This window comes from uncultured Halopseudomonas sp. (assembly GCF_963977355.1).
In the GTDB taxonomy this organism is placed as follows: Bacteria; Pseudomonadota; Gammaproteobacteria; order Pseudomonadales; family Pseudomonadaceae; genus Halopseudomonas.
In genome coordinates this window covers 1-14483 of sequence record NZ_CAXBOV010000045.1, presented here as the reverse complement: position 1 = coordinate 14483, position 14483 = coordinate 1, and the positions used below count along the sequence as shown (strand labels likewise).

The following is a 14483-nucleotide window of genomic DNA, read 5'->3' as shown; positions in this document are numbered from 1 at the left end:
CGAAGAGTAGCGCGCACTTATCACCCAATGCTCTCGCCTCCGAAATCAAGATCAACCCTGTGGCTCATGCCTTTTTTTGCTCCGCTCAATTCAGTCCGCAGCCACATGGGCCATCACAAGATTTACTCATGACACGGCTCCACTTGAACAATATGGTGTTACCATTCAAAACCATATAGTAGCTATAAGGTCAACAGGGTAGAGAATACGTTGAGGAGAAGCATGATGCGCATTGGACAGTTGGCACGGTCAGTAGGGGTCGATACTCAGACTGTCCGATTCTACGAACGGGAGGGCTTGTTGCCACCGCCAGATCGGCAGGAAAACGGTTACCGTGTCTATACCGAGAAGCATGGTGAGCGACTGGCTTTCATCCGTCGCTGCAGGATCCTCAACTTGTCACTGGCTGAAATTCAAGAATTACAGCACTATCAGGGCGCGCCCCATCAGCCTTGCAGGGCCATCAACGCCTTACTTGATGATCACATCGCTCATGTACGGTCTCAGATAACCGATCTGCAGGTATTGGAGAAACAACTCGTGTCGCTGCGAGCGAGTTGTAACGATGATCGGGAAATTGAGGCCTGTGGGGTTCTCGAAGGACTCAGCGAAGGGAGCGTGCAGTAGTAGCCTGAAGCATTAACCACCCGCTTTTTCCCTTGCGTGAACCCAGTCAGTCCGGAACCCCGGCAATGGCCCGGGTCATCAAGTCCACCATGGCTGGACTGTCCCATTCCGCAGTACCAACCAGGCGGCCAATTTCACGACCGTCATGGTCAATCAGCAGCGTTGTAGGAACACCTTCTATGCCCAGTGTTGAGGTCGCCAGTGTGGACGGATCAATATACTTGCGAAGGTGCTGGATGCCTGTTTCCAGGTAGAATTTTTCGACAACGCTGATGCCTGCGTGGTCAACAGACAGCGCGACCACTTCAAATTGCTCGCCGCCCAGTTTAGCCTGAAGTGAGTCCAGCGTCGGCATTTCCTCACGCCAGGGCAGGCACCAGGTCGCTCAGATATTGAGCAAAATCGCCCTGCCCTGAAAATCAGCCAGTGTCAGGGGCTCGCCGTCCTATTAGTTAGTTAGCTCTATGCTATTTCCCTACCCAAGGAGTAATCATTAGGCCAGTGAGGTTGCTCCTCCATATAGACCTGACATCAACCAGATAATCCGCTGTAGTGAGGGGTTGGTTGCGGCCTTGTGTTACGAACCAATCAACCAAAAAATCCGGGTACCCGTTTATCCCATGCAGCTGGCAACCTGGCTAGAAAGCGGACTTGTAATGGCACTGCATTGCTTCAAATGGTCAGTAGCTTGGCCGAACTGATTGATTCTCGCCGATGCTGAATGCCTATTGACAGTTGTCAATGCCATTCCAAAAGAGGGCATCAAAATATAGAAGGGTAACCTCATGTTCTAAAATAAATTTTTGACTAAACATTGCGTATTGATAAGACATAAGACATGGGAAAAGCGCCGGGCTGGGAAAGCCGGAAGCATTGACAGGTTCAAAGGAGCCTAAAGTCTGTGATCAATTACTGGGTGATTAGTATTCAACGGGTACTACCCAGTTACTGTTGATTCTCCTGAAGCGGGAAGCGTATTTCACGATGGGGCGCTGGGTTCATAACGGGTGAATATGGTCACCTGTATGGAAGAGTCTTGGGCTGGTGCTTTGGGACTAATGGTCGATCAGATGAGACGGTGTGTGCATATTCCGAATAGTGCGGAGTACCGATACAACCATGAGGCTTGAAGCGGCAAGGCTGATGAGCTGCCAAATTTGTCCTTCAGGGCAAGCTATCTGTGCAGGGTTGCGACTAAGTCTTACGGGGTGCGTCAGCGAGGATTCACCATCAGAGAAGGTAGAGATTATTTACCGCATTCTGGCACCATGCCTGTGGAGTCTTAGCCACCTGATAGCTAATGCTCGGGTAATTACACACGAATCTAATGCTGACGAGAGCACTGTGGGATGACAGAAAAGGGAGAGCGCTGCCGACGGCATTACCAGTCGGTATACGAACGGAATCAGCCAGCACTCAGCAAGGGCCGTGCTCTTGATGAGAGCCTGCATCATTTCCTAGACCAGCGCCCGGCGGGTAAGAACCAGTCAGCACTTGAGCGTGCGCAAGGCCTTGCAACAGCATCGTTTTGGCTTGATGTAAATGCGCTAGCTGGGTCCGAACTCGCCAGCCTGGCCCTCAGCCGGGTGCTGCATTTCGATAACGCAGCCAGCATCGAGCTTCTGTTGCACCTTGCCAGCCATAATCCGGAATGCCTCAGATGGGCGATTAGGTACTCGAAGCTGTTTGAGCGTATCCATTCGCCGCTCTGGCTTGCGCTGCGTGTGGCGCTCACAGGGGAGGACTGGCAAGTATTCTTCGGTGTCTGTGATCGGTTGCTGGATCAGCTCAAGCCCTTTGATGAGCTGATAGCTATAGCTGAGAAACAACTCAAGCATTTATCGCTGCTGGAGCTGTTTTCCTACCTCAGTGTTCTGGCCTATGAGGCCTTTGCGGAAGATGTGCCCGCTGATCGCTCCGGTCAGCAGTGGAAGGTCTACAACCGTATTATCTTGAACAAGCTCCGTGCTTGCTCGGAAGAGGATTTCCGTCTGAGCGAATCACGGCTCGGACAATCGCTGAAACGGCACCTGTCACCGATTATCTTTCCCGGATCCAGCAATTCTGACGGGGTGAAGTGTCGTCAAAATCTCGAATCTCTAGCCATTCTTATTGGGGCCACCCAAGAGCGGATCGACTACGAAGACTCCATCGATTGGTTCTGCTTCGATCCGGAATGCCGTTACCAGCTAAAACCGGGCGAGTCGGTCATCTACAACCAGTCGGAGACTGGAACAGAGCGGTGGCAACGCACCGGGCGTAAGAGCGATCTGCTTTGGCACTACTGGATGAACCGTGCCGTGCAAGCATTTATTGACTCAGGCATGGCTGAACAAATCATCGGCTCACCTGAGAATCATGAGCTGAACCAGTTGGCCTTTATCAAGGCGGTTCGCAGCAAGCTGCAGCTGCAGCAAATCTACGGCTTGGGTGACCGAGTCTCGCTCAGTGATGGCTCCCAGGTTCAGCTTCAACACTTGCTGCTCGCTAGCGAGCTGAACTCGGTGTTCTTTCAGAAAGAGTTTGTCGAGCCATTCCAGGGTCACTTGCGCGAATCGGGTGTGCTTACTCTGGCGCTGGGGCGTCTAGCCATGGATGGCATGCTTTCCGGTGAGAACCGGTTCCCGATGACCTGGTCCGAAGAGCCTGAAAAGATCCGCAGGATTACTGGCTGGACTATCTGTGATGAACACCCGAAAGGCAGCGCCGGGTCGGCCAAGGCAATCCTTAAGTTCTGGACCAGCGACTTTAAGACGCTATCCCAACAACTGAAACTGCAGCCAGGGATGCCCGCGCCACGTTTGTACGAACAGCCCTATTACAAAATCGGACGCTACAGTTTTCAGTTCCCTTGGGTTGGCGCACAGCAGAACAACCTGACGGCGGCCATCAATAACCTTCGGCGGGTAAACGCCCGTCGGGCCGATATGCAGATTGAAACCCAGCGCGTGGAACGCTCACTGGCCGAGAGTCTCCGGCAGCGCGGCTTTACTGTTGAGGTGGGCTATCGGCCACTGGCGACCGAAGAAGACGATGCCGGCGAGGTGGATCTGATCTGCCATCAGGATGGGGTGCTACTGCTCTTTGAGGTCAAGTCAGGCTATATCCGCTCGACCAAGCATGAGGTCTGGTTGCATCGCACCAACACCTTGCGCAAAGCTGCCTGGCAGTTAAGGCGCAAGCAGGTAGCGATGCTTAGTGCTCTGAAGGCTGATCAAGAGTTGCGCTCCAGGCTGGGCTATCACGGCCAGGAGCCTGAGGCGGATATGCATTCCTGGATCGTCGATACCTCCATTGAGCTCGATGGGCACTCCGTCGATGGATTCAAGGTTGTATCGCGCGAGGCACTGGAAGTCGTTCTACGTGATGAGAAGCAGCTGCTCAGGCCCATAGATCGGCTTGATGATGAGAGCCGGGGTTCGTTGTTTCCTAACGGGTTTACTGCTGGTCGATTTGTCGCCGTGATCGAGTCGGATGAGCTGTGGTGCGGCATCTGTTAGGGCTCTGGGGGTAATGACTTGGCATCCCTGTGGTCCGGCAGAGCATCTAAAAAGTTCGTCTCCAAAAAGCCTGGGTACAGCGTTGATCCGGGTGGCTAAGATGCGATTTCCTTACCACACAGCAGGAGACAATCATGTCTAAGCAACCCAGCGTCACCAACCATCAGCGCCAGCAGCACAACCAGCGATCAGATGCACTGAACAATAATCGCGGCACGTCGGGAACTAATCCGACCAATGCCCACGTTCATGGCAATCGCGGTAAGCAGCTCAACCCCAACCAGCGCTAGGAGTGCGTCCCCCCGGTCATCACTGGCCGGGGGGTATCAAGGATTTCTGATGAGTAAAGATACTTGCTTTGCTACCCAGGGCGAGCTGGTCAAGCTGGCCTACAGTGCATTCGGCGTGCTTCCCCGCAAGGGCTCCCGCCGTACAAGCAAGGAAGTCAGCCGTGATGGTATTTATGAGAAACAGAAAAAGACCATTCAAAAACAGCTGGCGAGGCTTGCCGAGGAAGAAGGCGAGCTGCTGTCGAACTTCGGGCAGGTGATTCAAACGCTCAGCAGTATCCTGACAGCGTATTTGCCCAGCACTCAGATCATAAATGCCATAGGCGATCCGCTCGATGATCTGCTGGAGGCATACAGCCGCCTGGTTCGCGAGGAGGGCACCTACCTCAGCAAAGCGGAAACCCTTCGGTACTTCATCTCGATCAGGGCAGTCCCTTTGCTGGTCGTGTCGCTGAACAAGAGCCTGCTTAAATACAGGATTGCAGACCTAGCGCTCGAAATGCCTGACGAAACATTTTGGTACCTGCCGACAGTCGCTGAAGATGACCGTTTAATAATGCCTTTGGAAAAGGTCATGCGGTGGGCCTACGTGCGCTGCAATCTCTCGCAGACGCATTTTCACTACCCAGGCAAGAATGCGCGAAGCGACGACAATACGCTTCAGCAGAACCTCGACAATGCCGTCAAATGGACGCGTGGCCCAAGGATCCCTGCGCTTCCTGGGCTGTTTAAAAATTTCGAAGAATCCTTTGCCGCGCTGACTCAAAGTGGACGAGATATACCCAAAGAGCTTCAAGCAAGCATCTTCGTGGCATTGATGGTGGCGCGGGTGTCGAGCTACCTCGCGAGAGAAATTACTGACGCCTACGATCATCAGTACCTCGCCGATATCTGCCAGCAATTTCGCGATTACGCCTTGTGGATCGCCGATGACGTCAACGAGTTCAAAGCCGAGCTTGCACCGGTGATGCCGCGACAGAAATCTCCTGAGTCGGCCCAGGTTGTATGGTTTAACGCCTGCTGCGACTACTGGGCATTCTTTGGCGACAAGTTGGCCGCTGTCGCCGACACCGTGCAGCGGCTCAAGGAGGCTCGTCCGGGAGTGCCATTACGGGACGATGTGCTCGCTGCGCTCAAGAGTAAGTACGGCCTTTTTGCCGTGTGCTCCCTTTTAGATCGCATTCAGCGGCAGTCAGCATTTCTTCCGCCCCACGGCTTTGTCGAGCTGCTGTATCAGGGTTTTGAGCTCAAGAATGACCCGGCAACCCAGGTGGGCCAGATTGACGCGTATGCCGCTCAGGTAGCTGCTTACGGCCTGGATGAGCAATTGTGCTGGATGGCGCCCTGGTTACGCGGGGTCTACCACTACCGCAAAGAAGAATTCGAGGCTGCCATGCCGCACTTCCAGGCGGCCTTTGAAAATGCCAAGTACCGGGCAGGCAAGAACCAATACAAACTGGTGAATCAGTATGTTGAAGTAGCGGCAAAAAATGGTGACCGCCGTGGCTTCAAAAAGGGCATTGAATGGGCGCAGTACCTGAACATTAAGGTGCGCTGGCTGCGTGATGATGAGCCGACCGAAGAGAAACTGGACTACGTCTACTACATGCTGAAGATTGCTCGGTACGACCACCAAATGTAGCGATGGGGGGGGCGCTTGTTGGCCCCTTAGTCCTGGGTGTTAGGTGCACTGGAAAGCGCCTTTCAGTGACATTGCTGGCGTGGAGTGCGCCAAGGATCAGGGCTTTACTCATCAGAAATTGTAGATGACTGGTGGTCGTCAGTTTTTAGATCCAGCAATGCGCATCCGTCGGCGCATGTCTGCGTATGCTCTAAATGTTTACGTGCCAAAAGTTTACGTATCGCCTTCCCGGGCAATGAAGCCTATGGTTGGGTCATCGCAACCCGAGGAGGTCCTCCATGATCTTGCTTAGCTCTGTGACTGAACATCTTGTGCTGATAGCTGCTTTGATCCTGATCCTGATGCTGTGTTTGGCTCGCGTTGCCTATGGTGGCCAGGGGGACTGATTTTACGCCATCTATTCTGCTCGTTTGACTGCTGCGGCGTTTTTGAAAACTGTAGGGGGCACCTATGAGTGTTGATATGTATCGTCGTCAAGTTGCCAGCGTTCGTGACGCTCTAGCAAAGCTATCGAGTTTGAAGGCCAGGGAGTCGCAGAAGGCGGCTGATGCGGGGAAAAAATCGCTTGCTGCTGGATCCGCCGCCAACAAAACCAAACAGTTATCTACAGCTACCTCCAAGCTTAAAGAAGCCACCCGATATGCTGATTTGCAGGCGAAGCATTTGGTTGAAGTTGCCAAGCTGGAGAAGAAGATTGCCGCAGAGCAGAAAAAACTGGCAACAGCTGAGCTGCGTGTGGAGAGCGAAGAAGCGAAGGTGCTGAAGAAAAGAAATACGGAGCAGCAAAAAATGCAGGAGTCGCAAAAACGGCAATTCCGAGAGGTGGAGTCCAGCCTGAAAACGCATGACTCTCTGCATAGGGAAACTGCTGCCCGCATTGATAAGTTGGCTGCGCTGCCTGAGGAAATTAAGGTTGCCTTTTTTGCTACTGATCCTGCGACAGCCTCTGACCGCAGGCTATTGCTGGATGAAGAAGTCCGTGAGATTCACCAAAAAATTCGACTATCGGATCATCGTGACGCGGTAAAGCTTGAGTCGAGATGGGCGCTGCGTCCTGCAGAAATTCTGCAATACATGAACGAGCTTAAGCCCACGATTGTGCATTTTAGTGGGCATGGCAGCGATCAGGATGAGCTCGTTCTTCAAGACCGAAACGGTGACGCTAAGCTGGTTTCGATGGCGAGCATTGTCGCCACCTTTGAACTTTACGACTCGGTTCGGTTGGTTTTCTTTAATACGTGCCACTCGTTCAACCAGGCGGCCGCATGTACGCAATATGTGGATGCGGCAATTGGCATGAATCAGTCAATTGGCGACGAAGCTGCCCGCGTATTTTCAGCGCAGTTTTATTCGGCTATTGGCTTTGGCTGCTCAATTCCGGCTGCTTTCAAGCAAGCTAAGACTGCGTTGATGCTGGAAGGTATTTTAGAAGAATCCACCCCGGAGCTGTACCTTCGTGATGGTTTAGACGAAAGCGACCTCATATTGGTTAAGCCCAGGGCTCAGTGATAAAGCCACTCCTGCAGCTCATCCAAGTTCACCACTACAATCTGCTGCGCTGTGGCCTTGGTATGCACCTTGGTCGTATCGATCTGATAACGCTGCAGCACATACTGCACCAGCGCACCTCGGGTCTCGATCACTAGGCGACCATCCTGCATGGCGTAGTCGGTTTCGATGATGGATTTTTGCTCGGGTTTCAGGCGTGAGTCAGGTTCGATAATGACTTGTACCTTAGTGCTCCAGCCAGGGTCTAGCTCGCGCGTGTATTCGGTTTCGTCATCCATCAGCTCGGGTACGCCGCGAAAGCGGCTCAGTACAAAATCCCGGTAATCACGGTTTTTCTCGCAGTAGGCGCGTAGGTGCCAGCGCATGCCGGTATAGATCAGCGTGTGCGGTGCTATCAGCCGAGTCTCCACCTGCGGCGTATTGAACGACACATACTCACACTCCAGACGTAGCCCGTCCCTGCATGCCTTCAATAGCGGGCGCAGCACTTCAGGGCGCACCGAGCGATCCGGCACTTGCAGCACTTCGGTGTGGGCGTAGGCTAGAGCCAACCCCTCCACATGCGCGGCGCGGTCGTGGCTTTGGCTGACCAAGTGTAGATAAGCGCTGGCGCTGTCGTCTATAAACAGCGGGCTGAACTGCTTACTCGGCACATATCCCTTCAAATGCTTGTTATATTCCAGGTTTTTAGGCGCGTGGTCGTTGATATAGGTATTGATGTCTTTCGACGCCTGTTGGCGGCTGATACCGAAGCTCTGCATCAGATGGCCCGTGGTTAAGCGGCCTTCCCACCATGCTACTGTTTCGATCAGGCGGTAGCGCAGGGCCAAATCCCAGCGGATGGATTCAATCGACTGTTTTCGTTTCATAGGCTCTCCACCTGCTCGAAAACTTTACCTGTACAGGTAAACACTCTAGATGAGTCGTTTAAGTTTACGTATCGTGAGCGCTGTGCTCAATGAGATATCTGCGCGGTTCTCCATTGGCGCACTTGATCCATAGGTTTTTCATTCAGTTGAATTGCTCTCTTCGAGGGAGCCCCCGCGAGGGGTCTGATTGGGTGATTCATTTATTGAAATGCCTGAGGGCTAACAATTTTCACAAGGAAGTCGATTTTGTCGTCTGTCATCTATAGCTATCTGGCTAAAGTTCAATCACAGCAGCCCATCAACTTTGATGCGCTGATCGCAAAGCTTGTGGCTGCAGGCGTTGCGCGAGAAGACATCAGTCGCATTTTTTTGGCCAAGAAGCTTAAAAAAAATAGCTATCACGTCGAAGTGCTTCTTTCTGCAGCCTTCGATGAGCTTTTGATGAGGTTCAGGCCATCTGATGTTGGAGGTCGAGTCGGAGCAGCTATAGACGGCAATAGCCATCGTGTTGGTGTATCCGAGTCGTTACTGATATTTCGCTCTGCTCAACACCGGCATCCGACTGTGGCGGTAACTGAAGCTGGCGCATGGGTGTTACCGAGGGTACTGGGCAGGGTGGGGGTTATTGTTGAAAACCTGGAGAATTTCCTTCGAATCGATGAAACGCTGCCTTTCATTGCTGGGATTCTGGATGTTACAGCCAGTGATATTGAGCTGATATCCGGTTCGGGCAATCAGGTGACTAACAAGCTGAATGCCAATGTGCTGAGTCAGTTCGATGAGCTGTATTGCCTGTTCGATGTGGACATGGGAGGCCTACGGATGTTCGCTTCTTTGACAGCGTTGCTGCATGAAAAGCCCCCCGTTTTCCTTGCCCCGCCTGACGTTGAGGAGCGTTTGGCTCAGTCCAAGTACGCGTTGACCGATCAACAGCGCCAGGAGGTCATTAAGTACCAAGGTCTATCACCTGTGACAGATCAATTGATCCGTTTTATGCGTGACAGCAGCAGGGTGCTAGAGCAAGAAACCTATTTGGTGACAGCAGTATTTGAGGAGCGCCCATGAGCATCGAATCTATGTTCCACGAAGCCTTCAAGATGAAGCAGATCGTGCTTATCAATAGTGGGGCTTACTGTTATACGAAGGCACGTATCGACCAACACACGGCCTTGCTCGGCGATAACAATAAGGGCAAGACCTCAATGCATTGAAGTTCTTCCTTTTACCCGAAGAAAATCTCCACGATTGTGAGCGAAAGTTCGGATTCAAGAGCACAAAAGGCCACTACGGCCGAGATGCGACTTTTGGCTTCTATTTTCCAGAGCGGAACTCCTTCATGGTTCTTGAAGCGGAGAATCCGCATGGGCCGTTCTGCATCATCCTGAATATGGGCACCAAGCAATACAGCTATGAGCGTACTGCTGTACCAGTGCCATATTCGGAAATCGAGCACCTCTTCTGGAATCATGAATCTAGCCTCAACGGAGGCATGGGAGCACCGATTGAAGGCTTGTCGACTTCACAGATTGAGCCGACCCTGAAAAGGCTGGGCGCTGTAGTGATCAAGGATGTGGCGAATATCAAGGAGCGAATCTACAGGCACCAGCCTACACGCCCCGATGCTGGTCGCTTTTGTCTGCTGCCGCTCAAGAGCGGTGGCAGCCAATCTCGTGAGATTGATGCTTGGAAACGCCTTATTCACCTGGCATTCGACATTGCAGCTAAAGACAAACGTACTCTGCCTGACACGATCGCCACGATCATTGAGGGCAGAAAGGATCGTACTGAGGCCGAACTGAACGTCAACCTCATCGAAATTCTATCGCGCTATGAAACCCTCAGCGCGGTAAAAAACCGACTCCAGGTGATTCGCAACGGACAGCCTTACTGGGATCGTTTTACTCAGAACTTCACCGATCTTCACGCCCAAAGCTCGGATCTGATGAATCTGTTGTGTGACGTTGAGCAGGGCATCAACCAGCAGGGCACGGCTTACTTCGACGCCCGCATGCAATGCTTTGCGAACTACAGTGCGGTCAAAGAAACTGCTGACCACCAGTGTGAACAGGCGGCTAGTAAAAACACCCAGCGCAAGGAACTGAAAGGCGCCATCGGCGAGATCACGAAGAACTACGAGCGGATCAAAAAGGATTCAATTGACCTCTCAACGGCGATGCATGGCTACGCGTCCATGACCCCGGAAGAGATAGCTGCCGCACTGGCTGAGCAGGTCGAGGAGGATCTAGCCGACATCAAGGCTCTTAAGGACGACGGCGAGTTTCGTCGTGAGTTCGAGCAGTTAACACGTGAAATCAACAAAGGCAGCCAGAAGGTCAAGGATCTTGAAGTCCTCATTGAAGGTGCGAAACCGTCACTCCTGGATCTGGACCAGATCTCAAGCCCTACAGCGGACACGCTCTACTCGCTGAACCAGGAGATCTTCACCGGCGAGTGCCCTCCATTGCTCGAAGGTAACATTGAGACGATTAAACGTTTCGCCGCGTTGTTTAAGGAGGAGGAAGGCTCGCTCACGTTCCTGAGCAGTCCGACGTTAGTCCCGGTTAAACATTACGATGCCGGCAAGCTGCTACAGAGCCGTAAGGACGAACTGGCATCTGTCCAGAAGCGCCTTATTCAGCAGAAACGCCGCGCCAGTGATCTTGCCAATAAGACGAAAATGTCAGTCGAGCAGATCGAAAGCACCATTGCGGCTAAACAGGCTCAGATCGAGAGGGATGAACGCAACATTGCCCTGTTGAAACGTCATGAATTCATTGAGCAGGAGTTCGTTCGACTTGGGCGGGAGTACCGTGAAGCCACCGAGCAGTTCGCAATTCTTGAGGCTCGTTGCCTTGAGCTCAACCTGCAACTCGACGAAGCCAACCGTCTGGTTGAGCAGGCTAGGACTGCATTGGAGGCAGCCAAGGAGCGAGAACAATCCATGCTCCGCTGGCGCAGCACGGTAAACGACATCCTGCATTCGCGTCTGGAGTTCTTGAATACTGGCTACCAACGTGCAGAGCGCCAGGATGTAGTGGTCACTCAGGAATTGATGGATGCCATCGAAACCCGCAGTCAAGCTATCAGCCGTAGCTTCAACCAGATCAAGTTGTTGGTGTCCGATCTGCTAGTTGCGGTTGCTCTAGACGACGATGCCGAGCATGCCCACCGCAGCGCAATAAGCCTGGAAACGCTTACTCATCTGCATGAGAAGTACCGGGTTCTCTATGGTCGTCTCGATATGGAAGAGAGCAACCATTTCAACCAAGTAGTTCAGCATAACGATGACACTATGATCCAGGTTCAGTCGATCAGGCACGCGCGCACCTTGATTAGTACGTTTATCAAAGAGATCGAAAATCACCTGTCGTCAATCAAGGTCTCTAACCTCACGGCTGTAGCTATCGAATGCAAACTACATCCCCAATTCGACGAGCTGCTGAAGACCGTAGACTCTGTGAATCTGACCGGAGGCGAGCTACCACCACAAGTCCTCTACGACCGCCTTGGTAAATTCTGCACTGAGTTCGTCGAGTCTGATCAGCGTCGGGATGCCACCCTGAACATGGCTCGCCTGATCGTTAGCGTCGATTACCGTGTGAAGCTGCAAGGCAGCGATGAGTTCACTGTCGAAGCCCAATCAACCGGCACCTCAGTGATGATCAACTGCCGTCTGCTGGCCTTCCTGCTCAAAGAGTTGCTGCAAGCGGACACCAAGGTCAGCTTGCCACTGTTTATCGATGAGCTATCCAACCTCGACGACAGGAATCTGCGTTCGGCCCGCGACATTGCTGACGCGGATGGATTCTGTGTATTCGGGGCTACGCCTGGCCTGACATCTGGTATCAGCAAGGTGCTAGGTAACTACATGAACCTCGACTACTTCAACGCAACTGACCAGTCCTACAGCCCGAACCGGACGATTCTCTATACCGGAGTCAGTGAGTCCTTGATCGCGCTGGAGTGCCGTGAGGCAGTTGAGCCGGCTCTTGCTGCCGAAATAGAGGCGTAGAGAATCTGATGGTCGTAAAAACGGACGTTGCGCTGATCAACATGATCCAGAACAAGGGGGTTTTCCTTGATCTGATTGATCACATGGACAAAGTTGGAGAGGGTGAGGAGGTCCGCATTGTCATGTACCAGCAGAAGTTACGCGCCCTGTTGGATTCTGTAGCACCGCTGCCGAACACGCGGGTTTTGCGCGAGGTGCCGGCAGAGCGGCGCAAACTGGAAAGCGCACTTTGCATTGAAAACCTTGAGCGTATCGGCCTGGTCATTCAGGTAGACAGCGCTCGTGGAATGATGGTTTTCGCCCCCTTCGTGATCGAGATGTTCCGACACTTCGATGGTGCGCGTCTGCGTCATTTGAACAGCGCCGATTATGAGTTGATACGGGCCTCGTTCAACCGGCTCTATGAGGTTTTTATCACTCTGCCATCTCTGAGCCGCGAAGACATTGGGTTTCAGGAGCAGGTTAGTGTGCTGCGTAAGGAGATTCGCGCTGCAACCGCCAAGATGAAGGAGTGCGTGGATGCGCTACAGGGCCGGCTCCAGCGACTCGGTGAGATCGTCGATCAGATGCGTTATGACGTCATCGATGAGGTGGCTAAGGCTCAGGAAGCCTTAGGCGAGATCAACAGCATCTACCTGCGCAACATCCTGCCAGCCTTGCAGTTCCTGGGCGAACACACAGACCTGAAAGGGACTAAACCTGCCCTTACGGCCCTGACCTGCATCGGCGACCAACTTGCTCACTATGGGCACGATAAGCTGGCCAGCTCGGTCTATTACTCCGTCGAGTCGATTCGCTCATACCGGCATGATATTTCGATCATTAGCGGTTCGTTAATGCGCTATGTCCAGCAGAGTGAGGCGCACCGTCGGGCCTATGACAAGATTGAGCAGGCTTGGAATCGTCTCTACGGGGGCGTGCGTGAGCTGCATGATGGAAGCCTGAAAGACAATATTCTGCCAAGCACACACCCTGTATTCGCTCGTCTGAACACATACTCCGGGCTGAAAATGCGCGTGTTCGAAGCAAAGCTTGAGTGGCCAGACGCTAACCAGCGCTTGGCGCTGGCAGAACATCTGCGCACAACACTGCCCAACATCAAGATCAGTAGCGGGAAGATCCACCAGCTCAGTGGGCAGACCAACGAGTCAGGAGAACTCAAGCGTCGGCGTGATGCTCGCTTGTTGGCCATTGGTAATCTGGTCGAGGAATGGGAACCACGGCTTACCGACGACGCTCACGTCGCCATGCATGAACACCTGAAAGACCGCCTTAAAGGGTACGAGTTGACCGATCTCCTAATGTCGGTGGGCTGGCTGCGCAAGCGAGAAGGAATTTTCCTCATCCCGCACTACCAAATCGGTAACCTCGCGACTGACTGCGAGAGCCTTAGGTACTACAAGCTGCAAGTGGAGACTGAACATGCTTGAGCACGAAGCTTTTATGCCAGTTGTGCAGGCCAAAGTGATGAATCGAAAGCTGTCAGTAGAGCTCTATGGTCAGCTCATGTACGGGAAGATGATCAACCGCACCGCATCGGTTGATGGAGTCTTGAAGTCGAATCCGTACTTCGAGGAAGTGCTGAATAGTTTCGATCACTACCGCAATCTTTACGATTTGATTGGGTATGAGCTGGTCATGCGTGATGGTTTTGCCTTCATCCGCACCAGCGATGGCACTGATGCCAAGGATGACCTGGCACGCAACATCCAAGGCCTGCTGCTGGTGCTGTTTCGGGGGGCATTGGAGCTGGGCTTCACAATGGACGTGCTGCTGAATGACTCGGCAGGCCTGTCAAACACTCATATCGAGGAAATTGGAAGGGGCGAGGATAAGGTCGAGGTGCTGATGGCGTGTGGAATGAAAAGCGGTGTGCTGATGGAGCACATCAAGAAGCTTGAAACACGAGCCATTGCATACCGTAATGGGAAGGGAAATTTAGTGTTGTCGGAATCTGGTGCTGCTTTTTTCAATGATCTTGGGTTCTACCCCGTTTCCACGGACGGTTATAAAACGGCTGTGAGCTTCCGATCC

12 protein-coding genes are annotated in these 14483 nt (G+C 52.9%); 10 read left to right on the top strand and 2 right to left on the bottom strand.

The window, feature by feature from the left end; genetic code table 11:
- Window positions 1-225 precede the first annotated feature (225 nt).
- A complete protein-coding gene (cadR, locus tag AAC076_RS16930; RefSeq protein ID WP_022964291.1) occupies window positions 226-627 on the top strand; it encodes a Cd(II)/Pb(II)-responsive transcriptional regulator in 402 nt (133 codons plus the stop codon).
- A 46-nt stretch (window positions 628-673) separates the two neighbouring features.
- On the opposite strand, the gene AAC076_RS16925 is transcribed toward cadR, so the two are convergent.
- Entirely contained in the window at window positions 674-982 is a 309-nt protein-coding gene (locus AAC076_RS16925; RefSeq protein WP_339847973.1) for a TlpA disulfide reductase family protein, read from the bottom strand.
- Between the two features lie 994 nt (window positions 983-1976).
- Between AAC076_RS16925 and AAC076_RS16920 the strand changes: the two genes are divergently transcribed.
- From AAC076_RS16920 to AAC076_RS16905, 4 genes are all read left to right on the top strand, one after another.
- Complete coding sequence (locus AAC076_RS16920; RefSeq protein ID WP_339847972.1) at window positions 1977-4127, top strand: NERD domain-containing protein; 2151 nt, start codon at window positions 1977-1979, stop codon at window positions 4125-4127.
- A 134-nt stretch (window positions 4128-4261) separates the two neighbouring features.
- Complete coding sequence (locus AAC076_RS16915) at window positions 4262-4417, top strand: hypothetical protein (protein WP_339847971.1); 156 nt, start codon at window positions 4262-4264, stop codon at window positions 4415-4417.
- A gap of 49 nt (window positions 4418-4466) precedes the next feature.
- Window positions 4467-6059: a hypothetical protein gene (locus AAC076_RS16910; protein WP_339847969.1), complete on the top strand. Its 1593-nt coding sequence runs from the start codon at window positions 4467-4469 to the stop codon at window positions 6057-6059.
- Between the two features lie 450 nt (window positions 6060-6509).
- A complete protein-coding gene (locus AAC076_RS16905; RefSeq protein WP_339847966.1) occupies window positions 6510-7568 on the top strand; it encodes a CHAT domain-containing protein in 1059 nt (352 codons plus the stop codon).
- On the opposite strand, the gene AAC076_RS16900 is transcribed toward AAC076_RS16905, so the two are convergent.
- The gene (locus AAC076_RS16900; RefSeq protein ID WP_339847964.1) at window positions 7562-8437 is read right to left on the bottom strand and encodes a WYL domain-containing protein; all 876 of its coding nucleotides are present in this window, start codon (window positions 8435-8437) and stop codon (window positions 7562-7564) included. The genes AAC076_RS16905 and AAC076_RS16900 overlap by 7 nt on opposite strands.
- A gap of 246 nt (window positions 8438-8683) precedes the next feature.
- Between AAC076_RS16900 and AAC076_RS16895 the strand changes: the two genes are divergently transcribed.
- The 5 genes from AAC076_RS16895 to AAC076_RS16875 form a co-directional block, all read left to right on the top strand.
- Entirely contained in the window at window positions 8684-9502 is an 819-nt protein-coding gene (locus tag AAC076_RS16895; RefSeq protein ID WP_339847962.1) for a hypothetical protein, read from the top strand.
- Window positions 9499-9648, top strand: coding sequence for a hypothetical protein (locus tag AAC076_RS16890; RefSeq protein ID WP_339847959.1), 150 nt, complete (start codon window positions 9499-9501; stop codon window positions 9646-9648). Before AAC076_RS16895 ends, AAC076_RS16890 begins: the two co-directional genes overlap by 4 nt.
- Before the next feature lie 125 nt (window positions 9649-9773).
- Window positions 9774-12449: a hypothetical protein gene (locus AAC076_RS16885; RefSeq protein WP_339847957.1), complete on the top strand. Its 2676-nt coding sequence runs from the start codon at window positions 9774-9776 to the stop codon at window positions 12447-12449.
- An 8-nt stretch (window positions 12450-12457) separates the two neighbouring features.
- On the top strand, window positions 12458-13879 hold the full coding sequence (locus AAC076_RS16880; RefSeq protein ID WP_339847955.1) for a hypothetical protein: 1422 nt from the start codon (window positions 12458-12460) through the stop codon (window positions 13877-13879).
- Window positions 13872-14483: hypothetical protein (locus tag AAC076_RS16875; protein ID WP_339847953.1), on the top strand; the 612-nt coding region annotated here is incomplete at its 3' end. The genes AAC076_RS16880 and AAC076_RS16875, both read left to right, overlap by 8 nt.